11 protein-coding genes, 1 tRNA gene and 1 pseudogene are annotated in these 19,452 nt (G+C 40.6%); 10 read left to right on the top strand and 3 right to left on the bottom strand.

Going from position 1 to position 19,452, the window contains the following annotated elements:
- Positions 1-54: 54 nt before the first annotated feature.
- On the bottom strand, positions 55-777 hold the full coding sequence (locus tag DYC50_RS06335; protein WP_115249465.1) for a YwiC-like family protein: 723 nt from the start codon (positions 775-777) through the stop codon (positions 55-57).
- Between the two features lie 105 nt (positions 778-882).
- Here DYC50_RS06335 and DYC50_RS06330 point away from each other — a divergent pair, with 105 nt between their 5' ends.
- Complete coding sequence (locus tag DYC50_RS06330; protein WP_115249464.1) at positions 883-1,233, top strand: RidA family protein; 351 nt, start codon at positions 883-885, stop codon at positions 1,231-1,233.
- Here DYC50_RS06330 and DYC50_RS06325 read toward each other — a convergent pair.
- Complete coding sequence (locus DYC50_RS06325; protein ID WP_115249463.1) at positions 1,217-2,107, bottom strand: endonuclease/exonuclease/phosphatase family protein; 891 nt, start codon at positions 2,105-2,107, stop codon at positions 1,217-1,219. The genes DYC50_RS06330 and DYC50_RS06325 overlap by 17 nt on opposite strands.
- Positions 2,108-2,269: 162 nt before the next feature.
- Here DYC50_RS06325 and DYC50_RS06320 point away from each other — a divergent pair, with 162 nt between their 5' ends.
- The 3 genes from DYC50_RS06320 to DYC50_RS06310 all read left to right on the top strand — a co-directional run bounded on the left by DYC50_RS06320 (position 2,270) and on the right by DYC50_RS06310 (position 6,840).
- Positions 2,270-3,592: a cation:proton antiporter gene (locus DYC50_RS06320; RefSeq protein WP_115249462.1), complete on the top strand. Its 1,323-nt coding sequence runs from the start codon at positions 2,270-2,272 to the stop codon at positions 3,590-3,592.
- Between the two features lie 261 nt (positions 3,593-3,853).
- Positions 3,854-5,314: a peptide MFS transporter gene (locus tag DYC50_RS06315; protein WP_115249461.1), complete on the top strand. Its 1,461-nt coding sequence runs from the start codon at positions 3,854-3,856 to the stop codon at positions 5,312-5,314.
- A gap of 62 nt (positions 5,315-5,376) precedes the next feature.
- Positions 5,377-6,840 (top strand): aminoacyl-histidine dipeptidase, encoded by a 1,464-nt coding sequence (locus DYC50_RS06310; protein WP_115249460.1) that lies wholly within the window; start codon positions 5,377-5,379, stop codon positions 6,838-6,840.
- 91 nt (positions 6,841-6,931) lie between these two features.
- Here DYC50_RS06310 and DYC50_RS06305 read toward each other — a convergent pair whose 3' ends face one another.
- A complete protein-coding gene (locus DYC50_RS06305) occupies positions 6,932-8,416 on the bottom strand; it encodes a leucyl aminopeptidase (protein ID WP_115249459.1) in 1,485 nt (494 codons plus the stop codon).
- 106 nt (positions 8,417-8,522) lie between these two features.
- Here DYC50_RS06305 and lptF point away from each other — a divergent pair, with 106 nt between their 5' ends.
- The 6 genes and pseudogenes from lptF (at position 8,523) to DYC50_RS06275 (ending at position 19,399) form a co-directional block, all read left to right on the top strand.
- Entirely contained in the window at positions 8,523-9,620 is a 1,098-nt protein-coding gene (lptF, locus tag DYC50_RS06300; RefSeq protein WP_172459073.1) for an LPS export ABC transporter permease LptF, read from the top strand.
- 12 nt (positions 9,621-9,632) lie between these two features.
- Positions 9,633-10,700 carry an LPS export ABC transporter permease LptG gene (gene lptG / locus DYC50_RS06295; RefSeq protein WP_115249457.1) on the top strand — a complete coding sequence of 356 codons (1,068 nt, stop codon included), beginning with the start codon at positions 9,633-9,635 and terminating at the stop codon, positions 10,698-10,700.
- Positions 10,701-10,776: 76 nt separating this feature from the next.
- Positions 10,777-11,694, top strand: a complete 918-nt coding sequence (locus DYC50_RS06290; RefSeq protein ID WP_172459072.1) for a mechanosensitive ion channel family protein — start codon at positions 10,777-10,779, stop codon at positions 11,692-11,694.
- 239 nt (positions 11,695-11,933) lie between these two features.
- Positions 11,934-12,020 (top strand) — tRNA-Leu (locus DYC50_RS06285).
- A 685-nt stretch (positions 12,021-12,705) separates the two neighbouring features.
- Positions 12,706-13,358: pseudogene (locus tag DYC50_RS06280) on the top strand (IS1595 family transposase).
- A gap of 389 nt (positions 13,359-13,747) precedes the next feature.
- Positions 13,748-19,399, top strand: a complete 5,652-nt coding sequence (locus DYC50_RS06275; protein ID WP_115249455.1) for a YadA-like family protein — start codon at positions 13,748-13,750, stop codon at positions 19,397-19,399.
- Positions 19,400-19,452: the final 53 nt, after the last annotated feature.

Below are 19,452 nucleotides of genomic sequence, written 5' to 3'. Positions count from 1 at the left end.
ATGCCATTGATAAAAAATTGAAAAAAACCACCGCTCTTTAATTTCTTCTCTTTCTTAAGAGGCCCAACTCCCCCACACCAACATCACAAAAAACAGCAATGATACTGCTATTTCTGCCATTCCGACTTGTTTAACGGAAAGTTTGTATTTGGGGAGCAAGATTGCGCGGATAAATGGAGGGACGAAAGCGAAAGCTAATAAATATTGCTGGCATAAGGCGAAACCGAGAATGCAGAGTAAATGGAATGCGATGGACGCGTGCAGATAACGTGGATTTTTGCGTTCACGCATGACGGATTTAACATACAGCGTTACGCCGACAAAAAATAAGCTTGGGTAGAGCGCAACCCAATAGATTTTGTGATCAAATTGTGAATTGGCAAAATAATACGCTGCCATTCCTGCGATGGCGAAAATGATAATGCCGGCAAAATCGTTCAGCAATGCGCGCTCATCTTTTTGTTTTACATAGTAAATATTCACCACAACAAAAGGCAACATTGCTAGCAGGAAATATAAAATATGCCAGTTATGCCATAAGGCCGGCAAGGCGAAAAGTAAGCTGGCGGTGGCGTAAATTAGCGTCCATTTTCGATAAAGCTCAAGATTTCTGCCTTTGAATAAGTTTAAAAAGGGATAGGTCATCAAATAAAGGGCGAACCACGCCAATAACAGAAATAAATGTAGTGTGATCGGTGTAGAAAGTAACATTCCGTATAAAAACGGCATCAGTGCCATTACGATAGCACCGTGTTGATTGGAAATAAGCAATTTCATAATAACAAATAAGTGCGGTGAAAAATTGCCAAGAATTTTAGCTATTTTTGCGCATAATCGCTATAATCCTTGCGAATTATTTTTATTTCATATAAAGGAAAAACGATGACAACAATCCAACGTTTTCACGCCAATGAGCGCCTTGCCGAAATGTGCGTTTATAATGGCGTGGCTTATTTGGCGGGACAAGTGCCAGAAAATACGCAAGGTAATGCTTATGAACAAACCAAGGAAGTGCTTGGCTTAATTGATAAATTGCTGGCTGAAGCAGGATCAGATAAAAGTAAAATCTTAAATGCACAAATTTTCTTGGCCGATATGCAAGATTATGCAGAAATGAACCGCGCTTGGGACGAATGGGTTGATCACCACAATCCGCCAAGCCGTGCAACCGTAGAGGCCAAACTTGCCGTGCCTGAGTGGAAAGTGGAGATTGTGATTACCGCTGCGGTGTAGCCAAAATTAATTCCACCAGTAACGGATTATGATCGGAACTGGTGGTCTGCACCGTGCGCGCCGATTTCACGCTAAAACCGCGCACAAATACCCAATCAAGCGGATTATCCAAAAAACGTAGCCTATCATCAGGCTGAAATGATACGGTTGCCAAACCATAAAGTGCGGTGAGTTTTTTGATTAAATTTATCCGCCCTTTATTCCACGCATTGAAATCGCCTGCCAGAATAATTGGTCCCTGATGTTGTTCAATCAGCTTAAACATCGCTTCTAGCTGCTGTTGATAATGGCTTGGATTCAGCTCAAAATTCACCAAATGCAAATTAATTGTCAATAGCGATTGTCCATTGCTCAACGGAAACACCATCGCATTGCCCACTTTAGGAATACGAATCCAAGGCTCAATGGAAGCTCCTGCGCAATAATATTGTGGCGCAAAACGGCTCATCAACGCCACGCCTGATTGATTGCCCAAATAAGCAAAACTGCTGGTATAAAGTGCGGTGGAAAATTTAGAAAAATTTTGGGAAGAATGTTGCTCCACCAACTTTTGCTGACTTGACACTTCTTGCAATAAAAGAAAATCTTGCCCTTGCGACAAGTTCACTAATTGTTGTTGCCCACCTTGATCTTGCCCTTTGTGCATATTCCACACCAACAGGCGAAAATCCTGCTGCTCAATGGGCTTTACAGACTGCTCTGCATAAAAACAAGCCACCGTATTATCCAAGGCTTTATGCTCATAATGTAACGCATTTTCTGTGCGAAATTGAATTTGTGGCTCAGGATAAATTTCTAGGCTATACCACAAATAGCCAATGCCCAGTAGAATCAATCCTAGCAGGGCGATAAAAAAGGATTTTAGTTTACTCATTTTGATGTATTTTGAAATTTTGTGCTTTCTAAATAATAGCAGTTTACTTATACTACGCCAATTAATTTGGCTTGCGTTCCTTTCCCGTCTAAATCACCAAATGGAGCAAAACCAGCCACGTTTCTTAGCAAAATTCTTTATTATTTTGATTAAGGCATTTCAATGAACGTTTATACCTATATTTGCTTTCTCTCAGCTATTTCCATTCTGATCGGCTTTGTTACGCAAAAAATTAACGACAAAATTCAATACACCATCGCCATTACCGCCACCTCAATGGTTGCCTCGCTCGTGTTATTGATAATGGGGCATTTCAATTTATTACACGTTGATTTGCTCGCCAAGGGTGTAATGGAACAGATTGATTTTAAAAGTTTCTTGCTCAACGGGATTTTAGGTTTCCTACTTTTTGCCGGCGCGTTGGGGATAAAACTTCCCGTAATGAAAAGCCAAAAATGTGAAATCACCATTCTCGCCTTATTTTCCACCTTCGCTTCTACTTTCCTTATCGGTTCAACTTTTTATTTCTTAACTTTAGCCCTAGGCTGGGAAGTGGATTTTATTTATTGTATGCTGTTCGGCGCTTTGATTTCCCCAACCGACCCTATCGCCGTGTTAGCCATCATCAAAAATCTAAAAGCGCCGAAAAAACTTTCGATGAAAGTGGAAGGGGAATCCTTATTTAATGACGGTGTGGGATTAGTGATTTTCACCACTATCTTTGCCGTAGCATTCGGTGGCAAACAACCTACCCTAGCTGATGTGAGCGAACTTTTCCTAATGGAAGCAGGCGGCGGTTTGCTGTTTGGCTTGATACTCGGCTTGGTGGCACATTTCCTGATCTCCGCTACCGATGACGGAAGTTTAGAAATTTTGCTCACGCTCACCATTCCAACTGCAGGCTTTATGGTAGCTAATCTGCTCGAAGTTTCAGGCGCATTAGCAATGGTGGTTTCAGGCATTATCATTGGCAATTGGACAAGACACACAGGCTTCTCCAAACAAAGCCAGCATTATTTAGATCATTTTTGGGAGATGATCGACCACTTCCTAAACTCTTTGTTATTCCTACTCATCGGCGCGGCAATGTTGCTGGTAAACTTCACCTATCAAGGGATTCTTTTAAGCCTACTCGCCATTCCACTTTGCCTAATCTGCCGTTATATCAGCGTGTGGACACCGTTTAAATTCTTAAGTATGAAAACCACTTACAATCCATACACCTTACGCATTCTCACTTGGGGCGGCTTGCGCGGCGGGCTTTCACTCGCAATGGCTCTTTCCATTCCCGTAGGCAGCCTGTATATCCCGAAAATCGGTATGAACGTGCGTGATCTGCTTTTGGTAATGACCTACGCCGTGGTAATGTTCTCCATTCTCGTCCAAGGCACCACCATTGAAACAATGGTACGCAAATCCAAAGAAGCCACCTTGCAAGCAAGAGGATATGTGGGGTTAAAGCCGGAGCAGAAGGAAGAAACATAAACACAAATCAAGCTAAATCTGACCTGTATTTAAATAATAAAAACTGCACTGTTCTCTATGCAGTTTTTTTATTACTTGAAATAAATTAACAACCTAAATAATTACTACCTTAATTCGATGAAAATGTGAACTATATCTAAAAAACCAAAAAACATTATAAGAAAACCAAATATCTAAATAACCTTTTAGATTTGTTTTTGCTAGATTGATAACAATCATTCAAGCAGTATATTTTCCACTTAATATAAGGAGAATTATTTTATGTCTAATCCAAAACATTCTATTTGGGGACACCCTAGAGGTTTATTTACACTATTTCAAACCGAATTATGGGAACGTTTTAGTTATTATGGTATGCGAGCAATCTTATTACTATTCCTTGCAGATTCAATTATTAATCAAGGAATGGGATTAGATATGCAATCAGCTAAAGCAATAGTTGCGACCTACTCTGCATCTGCATTTATGCTATCCATTCTTGGTGGTTGGGCTGCAGATAGACTATGGGGGCCTTTGAGAGCAACATTATACGGTGGATTTATCATTATTTCTGGGCATATAGTTCTTTCAATCCCAATTTCTGAAACTGCTTATCTTGGAATTATTCTTATCGCTATTGGTACAGGAATGTTAAAACCCAATATTGCAACAATGGTAGGCAGTCTATATGAAGATAATGACAAACGGCGTGATGCAGGCTTTTCAATATTTTATATGGGAATTAACATCGGTGCATTACTTGCTCCACTCATTGTGTCTTATTTCCGTAATGTGGGAGGTTATCACGCAGGATTTATTGTAGCTGCAATAGGTATGGCTATTGCCTTGTACTTTTATCTTAAAGGAAAAGGTGGATTTAGCAAGGAATCAGATAAAGTACCGAACCCAATCACTGCGGCAGAAAGAACCAAGTTACTAAAAAGAATAGGATTATTACTTATTGTACTTATTCTATTTTGGGGAACATTCCGCTATGGTTTTAATAATACCTTAGTGGCATCTATAACAAATACCTTAAATTTACTCTCTTTAATTGTGCCTGTTGGCTACTTCATTATGATGTTTAGATCACCCCAGGTTACAAAAGCTGAACGCTCTCGTTTATTAGCTTTAATACCTATTTTTATGACAACAGCGGCTTATTCTATGCTATTTGAGCAAGGTGGTTCGTCATTAATTGAATTTGCTGTTCATGGTACTCAATTAGATCTTGGTTTTATGCAAATTAGTCCTGAATGGTATAACTCAGTGAATCCACTCGCGATTATTTTATTAACTGGGGCATTTGCTTATTTATGGGTAAAATTGAATGGAAAACCATCTATACCTATGAAATTGGCTATTGGTTTAGGTTTAGTTGTTATTGCTTTTTATTATCTAGGTTTTACAGCTCAATCCTATGCTGAAAAAAATATGTTGGCACCTTGGTGGGTATTATTTGTAGCTTATATTATTATGACAATTGGCGAGCTTTGCTCATCACCAGTAGGTTATTCTGCCGCTACATTGCTTTCACCTAAAGCATTTAAGTCACAAGGTTTAGCGTTATGGTTAATGGCAAGTGCTTTTGGTCAAGCGGTTGCAGGTATTGTATTTGCGAACGTAAAACTCAGTATGGCGAATAACTTTATCTTTTTTGCAAGTGTCGGAGCAATTTTCACTATAATATTACTTGCATTATCTCCATGGACTAATCGTAAAATCAAAGAAGGATTAAATTAATTTGCTCTTCTACTAAATATTTATTTAATTTTTTATAATTTACTTAATCCAATGGTGTCATTATGTCTGAAATCAGCTATATTCAACCAATATCTTTATGGGGATGGTTTGATAAAATTTGTACTATACCTCATCCTTCTTTTCACGAAAATGAAATTGCAGAATTTATTGTCAAGTGGGCAAAAGAAAAGCAACTTTTTGTTGAACGTGATGAGATCGGTAATATTTTAATTCGAAAACCGGCTACTAAAGGTATGGAAAATCGAAAAGGCATCGCTCTTCAAGCTCATCTTGATATGGTGCCTCAATCCAAAGAAGGATATTTTCATAACTTTCAGGAAGATCCGATCCAACCTTATATTGATGGTGAATGGGTTAAAGCTAAAAGAACAACTTTAGGAGCAGATAATGGTATTGGAGTTGCATCTTGCTTAGCAATATTAGACTCTAACGATATTTCTCATCCTGACTTGGAAGTATTACTCACAATGACTGAAGAGTCAGGAATGATAGGTGCGTTAAAATTACGTGAAAATTGGCTAACATCTCAGCTGATGATTAATACAGATGCTGAGGAGAATGGCGAAATCTATATTGGTTGTGCTGGTGGTGAAGATGTTACTTTTGAATTACCCATTTATTTTGAAAATAATCCTTTTGATTGCAGCATAAAAGTTAGCATTCAAGGATTACAAGGAGGACATTCAGGAGGAGACATTCACACCAATAGAGTTAATGCAATTAAGTTACTCGCCCGTTTATTAGCGGAGCTCAACACCAACTTTAATTTTCAACTAAGTCATATTCGTGGCGGTTCAGTCAATAATGCAATTCCTCGTGAAGCTAGTGCGACATTCTCTTTTTACTCTGAAAACAAGACAAATTTGATAGCTTGTCTTGAGAAAATTAGCCAGCAGTTAAAAGTAGAGTTATCTCTTTCCGAGCCAGAACTCCATTTTATATTAGAAAATCAGAGTATTAATAATAGAGTCTTCGATCTCAAAACAACAAAAAAAATAATTCAATGCCTTAATGTTTTACCTAATGGCGTAATTCGTTATAGTGATGAATTAAAAGATGTCGTAGAAACCTCTCTTAGTACAGGAGTACTGGTTACCGACAATAATCATATTACATTAAATATTCTAATTCGCTCACTCATTGAGAATGGTAAACAAGCAGTGAGAACAACACTACTCTCATTAGCTGAATTAGTAGATGCTAATATTACTTTTTCGGGTAATACACCTGGTTGGATTCCTTCCCCTAGCTCCCCTTTTACCTCACTAACCAAGCAAATTTATGATGAAATTTTGGGCTTTAAAGCTGAAATTAAAGTCATTCACGCAGGGTTAGAATGTGGTTTAATAAAAAAAGCTTACCCAAATATTGATATTGTTTCTATTGGGCCAACGATCCGTAATGCCCATTCACCTGATGAAAAAGTACATATTCCAGCAGTGAATATTTATTGGAAATTGCTTACTCAAATCCTTAAACAAGCTCCCCAAAGGATAATAGCATAAGAAAAAATGAACTTATAGATTAACCTTATTACAAACCTTAAGCCCCTTCAAACAAATCGTTTCAAGGGGCTTATAAATAGTGAATAGCCTATTACTCCACCCGCTCAATCAAAAACTGTGTGAGTAAATTCACAGGGCGTCCGGTTGCGCCTTTATTGGCACCTTGTAGCCAGGCGGTGCCGGCGATGTCTAAGTGAGCCCAAGTGTAGTTTTTGGTGAAGTTGGATAAAAACTCGCCTGCGGTGATTGCGCCGCCCCAGCGACCGCCGATGTTAGCCAGATCGGCAAATGGAGATTTAATCTGTTCTTGGTATTCTTCGCTTAATGGTAAACGCCAAGCTTTATCCGCGCTTTGTTGTGCGGCATTGAGTAGCTGTTCCGCAAGACGATCATTTGGCGACATTAAACCGCTGTTGTGTTGGCCAAGCGCCACTACGCAGGCCCCTGTTAGCGTGGCGACATCGATCACTAACTCAGGCTCAAAGCGTTCTACATAAGTGAGCGTATCGCACAGCACTAAACGCCCTTCTGCATCGGTATTCAGCACTTCCACGGTTAAACCGCTCATTGTGGTTAAAATATCTCCTGGGCGATAAGCATTGCCGTCTGGCAAGTTTTCACAACCGGCTAGCACGCCAATCACATTTAACGGTAGTTGTAATTCCGCTAACGCATTCATTACACCATAAACCGAAGCCGCGCCGCCCATATCGTATTTCATTTCGTCCATACTATCTGCTGGTTTTAAGGAAATACCGCCTGCGTCAAAGGTTAAGCCTTTACCCACTAAAACAATAGGTTTTGCTTGCGGATTTGGGTGATTACGGTATTCAATAATAGAAAGCTGCGCTTCGTTTTGGCTGCCTTGTGAAACCGCAAGGTAGGCATTCATTCCAAGTTCAGCCATTTCTTTTTCGCCAAGCACGCTCACTTTAAAGTGCGGTGATTTTTCAGCGAGTTTTTTCGCTTGTTCTGCTAAATACGCAGGATTACACACATTTGGTGGGCAATTTGCTACGTCTTTCGCGCAATGCACGCCAAGTGCAATGGCTTGCCCTTGTTGAACCGCTTTTTCTGCTTGTTCTTGTTGTGCTGAATCAACAATAAACACTATTTCTTGCAAAGCGGTATTCTGATCTGATTTTTTGCTTTTGAATTGATCGAATTGATAAAAACTTTCTGCGATGCTTTCAACGGCAAATCGCACATTCCAATAAAGATCACGTTCGTTGATTTGCACTTCCGTTAAAAAGTTATGCACTTGCGTAGCATTGGTGGTTTTTACTGCTTGAATCGTGTTTTTGATTAATTGTTTATATTGACGAACACTGAGTTCCCCTTGTTTACCACAACCCACAACAAAAACACGCGTTAAATGTTCGTTTACATTGCGCAAGGTTACTACTTCGCCTTGTTTTCCTTTAATATCACCACTTGCAATAAGTTGACCAAGTGCGCCATTGGTCACTTGATCTAGTGCTTGAGCCGAAGGTGAAAGTTTTCCGTCTTCAAAAACAGCAACAATGACATTGCCCGTTAGTGCTGAAAGTGCGGTGTTTTTTACTGTATATTTCATTTGTTCCTCACTAATTTTACTGCTATATGTTAAAAAATACGGTATTATACGCCATTCCATTTGAAATGACTTTCATAAAAATTGCAAGTAAATAATAGGCAATGCTGTGATTTTAACCAGATATATAACTAAAGAAGTATTAAAAAGCCAAACGGCGATCCTCTTCATTTTGCTCCTCATCTTTTTTTGCCAACAACTTGTACGAGTGTTAGGTTCCGCAGCAAATGGTAAAGTACCCGCCGATCTTGTATTTTCCTTACTTGGATTAGGAATGCCAACAATGGCGCAATTGATGCTGCCATTATGCTTATTTATTGCCATTCTGCTTACATTTGGACGACTTTATGCTGAAAGTGAAATCACCGTAATGCGTGCTTGTGGTGTGGGGCAAAGTTTATTAGTAAAAGTAGCGTTAATCTTATCGTTAGCCACGGCGGGGCTAGCCGCTTACAATGCGTTGGTTTTATCCCCTTGGGCGTTGCAAAAGCAAAGCCAAATTGTTAAAGATGCCAAAGCTAATCCTACAATGGGCGCGCTAGCTGCTGGTCAATTTATTTCTGCAAACAGCAGTGATTTAGTGCTGTTTATTGATAAAGTGCAAAATAATACCATTCAAGGCGTCTATGTTTTCCAAATGCAAAATAAAAAAAATGAGAAACCTTCTGTGATTGTGGCGGATTCAGGTGAACTCACCGCTTTGCCAAATGGCGATCAGGTTTTAAATCTTAATCACAGCCAACGCATTGAAGGTAGCGCAATGTTGCCCGATTTTCGGATTACGGATTTTGAGCAATATCAAGCCTATTTAGGTTATAAAGCCACAGAAAATGATAGCGATGATGCGGAAACCCTGCCGTTAAACCAACTGCTAACTAGCACCACGCCAGCGGGAAAAACGGAACTTCATTGGCGCATTACCTTAATTCTCGCCGTGCCAATTATGGCATTAATTGCCGTGCCATTGAGCCGAGTGAATCCGCGTCAAGGAAGATTTGCCAAAATTTTACCCGCACTTTTGCTGTATTTAATTTACTTTTTACTGCAAAGCTCATTCAAATCTGCCGGTGCGGCAGGTAAATTAGATGCCAGCCTGTTAATGCCACTGGTGAATGTTGCCTTTTTAGCCTTAGGGATTGTGCTAAATAGCTGGAACAGCGCCTTGATGTACAAAATTCGCTATCAACTCTTCAAGAAACGAGCCTAAGGAATAAAAATAATGATGAATACATTAGACCGTTATATTGGAAAATCCATTTTAGGGGCGATTTTCGCCACCTTGCTCACCTTGGTGGGGCTTTCTGCCATCATTAAATTTGTGGAACAATTTCGCAATGTGGGGCGAGGCACTTATGATGTGTTGCAAGCAGGGCTTTTCACCGTTTTAACCATTCCTAAAGATGTTGAAACCTTCTTCCCGATGGCGGCGTTATTAGGTGCGCTGATCGCCCTTGGTAACTTAGCCAGCCGTAGCGAATTAGTGGTAATGCAAGCCTCTGGATTTTCACGTTTAAAAATTGGTTTTGCGGTAATGAAAACCGCCATTCCTTTGGTGATTATGACGATGATCATTGGCGAATGGGGCATTCCGCAAACGGAACAATTTGCCCGTGATATGCGTGCTAAAGCCATTTCAGGCGGTGAAATGCTTTCGGTTAAAAATGGTGTGTGGGCAAAAGACGGCAATGATTTTATTTATGTCAGACGCATCACCGATAACGTCAAACTCAATGATATTTATATTTATCATTTCAATGATAAACGTCAGTTAGAGCAAGTTAGCCACGCCAATCAAGCAGAGTTTAAAGATGGCAACTGGCAATTGATGCAAGTGAATAAATCACACATTTCAGCGGACAAAATCACCACTGTCAATTATCTCAACGAAGCGTGGCAAACCACCTTAACGCCCGATAAATTAGGCATTGTGTCTTTACGTCCGACATCGCTTTCTATTTCAGGGCTAGCGGATTACATTGCCTTTATGAAAGAAACAGGGCAAGACGCCAAGCGTTTTGAACTCACTTACTGGCGGAAAATCTTTCAACCGATTTCCGTAGGCGTAATGATGTTGCTGGCGCTCTCTTTCATCTTTGGCCCATTGCGTAGCGTAACGATGGGCGCAAGAATGATCACAGGCATTTGCTTTGGCTTTTTATTTTATGTGGTCAATGAGATTTTCGGCCCACTTAGTTTAGTTTATAATGTGCCGCCAATCGCAGGGGCATTAATGCCAAGCGGATTATTTATTCTTATCACTTGGTGGCTACTGGCGCGCAAACGCTAGCAACTCAAGTGCGGTGTAAAAAAGAGCCATTTTTTATAAATGGCTTTTATTTTGATTATTTATGACAGGAAATTTTATGACAGAAAACAATTCATTAACCTTAGTAACGCACACCATTACACAATGGAAAGACTGGCTAATTGGCTTTATTCCCAATATCCTCTCTGCCATTATTTTGCTCACTCTTTTCTATTTTCTTGCCAAAATTCTAAGCAAAGCAGCGTTGCGCATTTATAGCCGCTTATTCCCGAAAAACTTACGCGCCGCGAAAGGCATTTCCATCGGCGTAAAAATTCTGATCTGGTTTTTAGGCATTATTCTTGCCTTAGAAGTATTACACCTTGCTTCATTCCTTACCCATTTATTAGCCGGTGCTGGAATTGTAGGGATTATCGCAGGCTTCGCCTTTAAAGATATTGCATCTAATGCTTTTTCTGGCTTGCTGATTAAATCAGAACAGCCATTTGAAGTGGGCGATTGGGTAAACATCAACAATTCCATTGGTAAAGTGGTGAATATCGGCTTGGTAACAGTAGAATTAATGACCATTGAAGGCGAAACCGCGCTGATCCCAAATCAAATGATTTATAGCGATGAGTTTTTTAACTACTCCAAGCTGAAAAAACGTCGTGTAATTTTGTCTACGGGCGTTTCTTATGGCGATGACCTTGACAAGGTTCGTCAAGTAACCCTTGACTTAATGCAAGAATGGGATTTCGTGATCGATAAAAATGACATCAACTTCTACTTCACTGATATTGGCAGCTCAACCTTTGATTTTATTATTCGTTTCTGGGTTGATTTTGTTACTTATGAAGATTATTTAGAATCCAAAAGTAAAGCCATTATGGCATTGAAAAAACGCTTTGAACAAGAAAATATCAGCATTGCCTACAACGTAACTACCCTAGATTTTGGCGTGAAAGGTGGCGTGAACTTGTTCGATAAAGCCATTCAAATCAATGACAATGGCTCAGCAACAAAAACACAATAAGACAAAATAACGCATTAGCCTATCTGTAACGATAGGCTTTTTTATGTCGAATAAACGTGTTTTTCTTTGTTTTCACTTATCAAGTGCGGTGAAAAATCACAAAATTTTTACCGCACTTTAAAATTGACTAAAATTACTTCACTCATCATCAAATTCGTAAATTTTACTTGCAAGCAAAAATCAACTCCGTATAATTCACCACATCGACAACACATTAGGTTGTTTTCTCAAACTCCTTAGCCAGTGTGACGAAATTGGTAGACGTAGCGGATTCAAAATCCGCCGCCCTTAAAAGCGTGCCGGTTCGAGTCCGGCCACTGGCACCATTCCACAAATCATATAAATTTCCTATTTTTTCTTAAATTATTTTAAACCCTAATAATTTTTATATTTTTCAATAGCTTACTTACTTTTCTATTTTTATTTACTGTATTCATTTACAGTGTTTTTATGTATAATCATCAGGTATTTACAAATAAAAATTGATCGGAAAAGATCACGAACCAGAAATTTTTGCACAAAATTGCACAGTGAACTGCACAGAAATCTAGGGTGAAATTTATGGCTACGGTAACGAAATCTACAACAGGTTGGCGTGTAAAAATTAGAAAAAGGGCTATACAAATTAGAGGCTTTATTAGATTGATTAGATGCCATAAATACCTTTTTTCGCATATTTCTGAATGCTTTGTGTGCTACGTTCAATATTAAATTTCATCCGTTCAAAACTGCTCATTTGATTTTGCACCTTTTTTAATGTCTTGATGTACCAATTATCGTTTTTGCTATTGCAATGTGGTTTATTCCTGTTCCCGATGACCAAAAGCGGAATTTAAAGCGAGCTGGAATAATTTAATTTCCAAACCTTAACTATTCAATATCTAAGAATTTTTATTAACCTTTTTCATTTAACAAAAACCCAGACCGCTAGGAAAGGTTTAGTATTATAGAAAGCCTGTGTATAAAATTTATGGGGCTGTAGTAGATTAGCAACAATGCTATACTACAAAAATGAAGATAACATATTGTAAATTAAAGAAATCCATACAGAAAAAACTGCTTGAGTTTTTTGTCGCAGAAGTTACTGCAAGAACAGCAGCAAATTTGCTAGATATTCAACCGAATACAGCCGCTTTGTTCTACCATAAAATCAGGCTTGTGATTGGCTATCATTTATCCCTTGAAGTTAACGAGATTTTGGGGGGGAAATTGAACTAGACGAAAGCTATTTTGGTGGTCATCGAAAGGGAAAACGAGGACGAGGAGCGGCTGGAAAAGTTGCTGTTTTTGGGTTACTAAAACGACAAGGAAAGGTATTTACTGTTGTGGTTGAAAACACCAAGAGTGAAACATTACTCCCTGTTATTAAAAGAAAAATCAAGCCTGATAGCTGGGTTTATACGGACACTTATCGCAGTTATGATGCGCTTGATGTGAGTGAATTTCACCACGAACGAATCAATCATTCCGAGCTATTTGCGGTGAAACAAAATCATATTAATGGCATTGAAAATTTTTGGAATCAGGCGAAGCGGATACTGCGAAAATATAATGGAATTAACCGAAAAAACTTTCCTTTATTCTTGAAGGAATGTGAATTTCGGTTTAACTTTGGGACACCAAAAGAGCAGTTAAAAATATTGCGAAAATGGTGTGAAATTTAGGGCTAATCTACTACAGCCCCAAATTTATACTAAAATAATTTATCCTCTTTTCTATCTTCCACTCAACGATTCACTAAAATATAAGACATATAAAAATACTTAACCATCGCCTTAATTAGATTAAGGATAATAAAATATAGCAAATTACTTGAAAGAAAGATTACAACCTATTTAGGTAGCAATCTCACAAAATTTGTTATAAAAACAGCCTTCCATCTTATATTTTTATGATAAAAAGTAATAAAAATTCAAATTTTTAATCAAAAAATTCTATTAAAAAGGGCTTTCACATCAAAATGTTAGTATTATTTAGAATACTTTTTATGCTAAAATAAGGCGATCTTTGATCATATAAAAAATTTAAAAACAAAACAAAGTAGGAAAAAAATATGAATACTATATTCAAAGTTATTTGGAACCAAGCCCTAGGTTGTTTCACAGCAGTAGGTGAGTTGGCAACGAGTCAAGGAAAAAGAAGCAGCAAAAGCACAGCTGTTGTTGCTGCCACTTTAATGATGCTGGGTAGCGGCCAAGCCTCGGCAGAAGAACGCATGATGGAAGCCCGAGACTACATGACAGATTGCGTGGTTCAAGGCCTGCAAATGGTGTGTATTGAAGGGGCTAAATCATTAACCAGCGGCTCATTTGCAGTTGGTCAGAATTCATTGGCAGGCCAATCTGTTCAAAACTATGATTTAAATTGGGCATCTTTAGCAGCACCAGAAACCAAAACCATCCGCGTAGGTGGCGCAAGTAAAGTCATTAACCAAGGCGATAAATTTACCAGTGTAGAAGATTTTAATGCGTATTTGAGCACATTGCGTGATAACGACAAATTCAAACGTACTTACATTGGCAAAATGAACAATATTGCCATGGGTACGGGCGCACAAGCCGTGGGTGGTCGCAACATTTCCATTGGCGAAAGTGCAGGCGCTGTTGCAGACAGCGACAATTTGGCCTACTTAAACTCTAATGAATCACAGAATATTAAAAACCGGCTTGAAGCTGTTTCGGCAGAAGAGCGTGCCACCTACAACTGGCAGATTCATAATGTAAACATCGGCACCAATGCAGGCTTGAATGCGAAAAAAGATTACAGCATTGCCATGGGCTTTAATGCTGGCGCCTTGAATGAAGAAGCGCGTAAAGTTCAAGTAGCTGATTATACAGACGCCACCGTTTTTATCGGTAAGAGAGCAGGTGAAAACAACACCTCATCAGGTTCAGTAGCGATTGGTGTAGAAGCAGCAATGCCCAGAGCAAATGGTGGAGTAACCGATAAATACGATGATCAAAGCGTATACATCGGCAAACAAGCAGGCCGAGGTACGGAAACAGGTGTGCTCAAAGGTGCAGATGGCAATGGCACTTATAAAGATCCCGCTAAAACATATAATGGCATTTACCGTGATACCAATAATGACCTTTTAGCAGGCAGCTTGGAAAACCCTGGCTCACCTGCACTAACAGGTAGCAATGTAGGGGTTGGCCCGAATGCACTATGGTTTGCCAAAGGTAGCGCGAATGTTGGCATGGGCTGGAAAGCAGGTAATACAAGCACAGGTAGCAACAACACCTATCTGGGTAATATCTCAGGCATGACTCAAGTGGGTGATTTTAACGTAGCAGTGGGTAATGAAGCTGGCGGTGGTGCCGTTTCATCTCGTTCTGTTAGCGTTGGTTCTTACGCCAAAGCCAATGGCGATGCTTCTGTTGCCGTGGGTAGTGGTGCAAAAGCAGGCTCACAAGACAAAACATTAACAGTGACTTCTGGTTCAACTAATTCTTCTGGTGCACATTATCAAAACAATAAATACAACGATATCGCTGTGGGTAATGAAGCGGCTGCCACAGGCGGTTCTTCAATCGCCATGGGTAAACGTGCCATTTCAAACAACGACAGCTCAGTGGCGGTTGGTTCAAATGCCGAAGCCACAGGTAAAGGTGCGATTTCATTGGGTTCATCTGTGGGCGTAACAGTAGAGCGTACGCCCGAAGGCTATGGCCAAAATACCGATACCGAGATTCCAGATGCCACCAAGCAATCAATTGCATCAGGCGATTTCAGTATGGCATTGGGTACGGCATCAGCTGCATCAGGCAATAACAGCATTGCTCAAGGCACTCGCTCATCAGCCACTGATTTAGGCTCAATTGCTTTTGGTTATGAAACCTTATCAACAGGTGATGCTTCATTGGCTGCATCATCAAATGCCAAAGCCTATGGCAAATCAGACATCGCCATCGGTAAAAATGCCTTGGCAGGTGATGAAAACTTCCAAAATTCAGACGGCCACAGCTACAACACCGCAATTGGTCAAGATGCCAAAGCCATCGCATCGCAATCAACTGCTGTGGGTACAGCTGCACAAGCCACCGCAAATGACACCATTGCAGTGGGTCCATCAGCTCAAGCAACCAACCTAAGCTCAATTGCCATTGGTAAAGATGCACAGGCCACTGGTGAGCAATCGATTTCTGTTGGTGTAGGCAATGTCGTGTCTGGTAACAACTCAGGTGCATTCGGTGACCCAACCACCATCAGCGGCACAGGCTCATATTCAATTGGTAACAATAATACTGTTGCAACCAATGATTCATTCGTATTGGGTAGCAATGTTAGCCAAACCATCGAAAACTCTGTTGCACTAGGCAAAGACTCAGCAATGACTGCTGGCTCTGCTGTTGGCACAGCTGTTAAAGCGACAGACGGAACAGATGGCGCAACCACAACCGCAGGTGATAAAGGCACTGTAGATACTGCAACAGTAAACGGTGTAACTTATGGCGGCTTCGCAGGCGCAACAGCTGATGGCGTTGTATCTGTAGGTTCAGCGGGTAAAGAGCGCCGTGTACAAAATGTGGCAGCGGGTGAAATTAGTGAAACATCAACCGATGCCATCAATGGTAGCCAGCTTTACCTCGTTGCTAAAGGCTTAAACGACCAAATGCCAGTGGTATACACAAAAGCAGATGGCACAAAAGTGTATAAAAAACCTGATGGCACATTTGTTGATGAGTCTGGCGAAGAAGTGCAACCTACTGACGTTATCGCCTCAATGAACAATGGCGAAGGTTCAACCACTGCCCCAATGGCATTGACCAACATTGCAGGCAATCTTGATGGTGCTAAAGCAAACACTACTGCCCCAGTAACATCAGGCACAGCGCCAACAGACGTAAACGTCAACAACGCAGCGACTGTCGGTGACGTATTGAATGCAGGTTGGAATCTACAAGGCAACGGCCAAGCGGTTGACTTTGTGAAACCATACGACACGGTAAACTTTGTTGGCACAGGCGCAGCCACCGTAACTGGCGAAGTAGTAGATGGTGTTGCAACCATCACAATTGATGTACCTAAAACAGCTGCTGGTGGTATGAATAGCTTTAATGTTGCTTCTAATGGCGCTGCGCCTACAGAAATCGCTGATGGCAATACAGTTGATTTCATTGATGGCAACAACACAGTTGTTACAACTACGCCGAAAGCTGATAACTCTGGTGTAGATGTCAAAGTAGATTTGGCTGATAACATTATGGTTGGTAAGCCTGGTGTAGACGGCAAAGATGGCTCAATTGGTGCTACTGGCAAAGATGGAGCAAGTGCAGTATTGAACGGTAAAGATGGCACTATTGGTTTAACAGGCCCACGTGGTGCTGATGGTGAAGACGGTGCTTCTGCTGCTATTGGCGTGAAAGATGGTGCTAAAGGCCTTGATGGCAATGATGGTGCTAATGGTGATAGCAAAACCCGTATTGTTTACACCACCCCTGATGGCAACACTGAAGAAGTAGCAACCTTAAATGACGGCTTGAAATTTGAGGGCAATCAAGGTGGCACTCTTGATAAGAAACTCAATGAAACCGTAACCGTTAAAGGTGGTTTAGCTGACAATGCGACTGCTACAGATGCCAATACTCGTGTTGATGTTGAAGATGGTGCGCTGGTTGTGAAATTGGCCAAAGATCTCAAAGATATCGATTCAGCAATATTTGGCACAGATGCAGCAGACCAAACTGTTATCAACAAAGATGGCATCACCATCAAAGGCGATAACAACGTATCATTAACAGATGCAGGTTTGGATAACGGCGGCAACAAGATTGTTAATGTAGCTGCAGGTGAGGCTGATACAGACGCAGTAAACGTAAGCCAGCTCAACAAAGAAGTAGCGAAAGCAAAAACCACAGTTACTTCAAACGACGGCAGCGTTACCGTAGTGAAAACCGCTGCTTCAGACGGCCACGACAACTACGATCTTAGCGTTGATGCCCAAAGCGTTGCCGAAAACGCACAATTACCAGTGGTATACACCAATAAAGCTGGTGATAAAGTGTACAAACAAGCAGATGGTACGTTTAACACTGCCAAAGATGGTTCAGGCGACACAGTGCAACCTACTGACGTTATCGCCTCAATGAACAATGGCGAAGGTTCAACCACTGCCCCAATGGCATTGACCAACATTGCAGGCAATCTTGATGGTGCTAAAGCAAACACTACTGCTCCAGTAACATCAGGCACAGCGCCAGCAGACGTAAATGTTAACAACGCAGCAACTGTAGGCGACGTATTGAATGCAGGTTGGAATCTACAAGGCAACGGCCAAGCGGTTGACTTTGTGAAACCATACGACACTGTAAACTTTGTTGATGGTGCCAACACTACCGTGACAACCAGACCAAAAGATGACGGAACAGGTGTGGATGTGAAAGTGGATTTGGCTGACAACGTTTTGGTTGGTCAACCTGGCCAAGATGGTAAAGATGGTAAAGATGGTTCAATCGGCGCTACTGGTAAAGATGGTGCAAGTGCAGTATTGAATGGCAAAGATGGCTCAATCAGCTTGACTGGCCCTAAAGGTGCTGATGGTAAAGATGGTGCTTCTGCCACGATTGCTGTAAAAGACGGTACAAAAGGTCTAGAGCGTAATGATGGTGCAGATGGCGAAAGCAAAACTCGCATTGTTTACACCAAACCAGACGGCACAACCGAAGAAGTGGCAACCTTGAATGATGGTTTAAGCTTTGCTGGCGATAAAGGTGAGGTGATCAACAAAAAACTTAATGAACAATTGGATATTAAAGGTAAGGCAGCAGCAGATGCTGAGGTAACTGATAAAAATATCCGTGTTGACAGTGAAGAAGGTGCATTAATCATTAAAATGGCAAAAATGCTGCAAGATTTAGAAGGGGCTGAGTTCACAGATAAAGATGGCAATACTGTTGTAGTTAAAGATGGCGGTATTGTGATTAAAGGAAAGGATGCTCCTGATGATAAAACTGTTAGTTTAACTACAAATGGCTTAAACAACGGTGGCAACAAAATTACTAATGTTGCACGCGGTACAGATCTCACAGATGCAGTAAATGTTGAGCAACTTGAAGAAGTTAAAAACCAAGCTGGTGCAGGTGGTTTCAATGTTGAAACTAACAGTAAAGATACTAAGAAAATTGGCAATGGCGACACAGTTGACTTTGTCAATGGCAACAATACAACTGTAAGCAAAGTAGATACACCGAAAGGCGTACAGGTAAAAGTTGATCTTGCAAAAGACTTAAAAGGTCTTAATAGTGTTGAGCTGAAAGATCCAGCAGGTAATGTAACTAACATCACTGGCAACGGTGTGAACATTTCTGGCACTAATTCTGCAGGCAACCCAAGCAATGTAAGTTTAACAGCTAATGGCTTAAATAACGGTGGTAACCGCATTACTAATGTGGCTCCAGGTGTGAAAGGTACTGATGCTGTTAACGTAAACCAACTTAATGCTGTGGGCAAACGTATTGGTGATGTGGATCGCAAAGCACGTGGTGGTATTGCTGGTTCAGCTGCTATGGCAAACTTGCCACAAGCTTATATTCCAGGCCATTCTATGGTAGCAGTTGCTGCAAGCACACACCGTGGTGCAAATGCAGTAGCTCTAGGGGTTTCTCGCATTTCAGACAGTGGGCATGTCATCATTAAATTAAGTGGTTCTGCAGACTCTGAAGGCGGTAAATCTGCTGGAATTGGTGTTGGCTATCAATGGTAATAACTGAGACTGCACTTTGCGAAAAGTGCGGTCAGTTTTAATAAGGATTAATC

Origin of the sequence: Avibacterium avium, from assembly GCF_900454535.1 — a bacterium.
Classification (GTDB): domain Bacteria; phylum Pseudomonadota; class Gammaproteobacteria; order Enterobacterales; family Pasteurellaceae; genus Avibacterium; species Avibacterium avium.
This window is presented reverse-complemented; position numbering and strand designations above follow the sequence as displayed.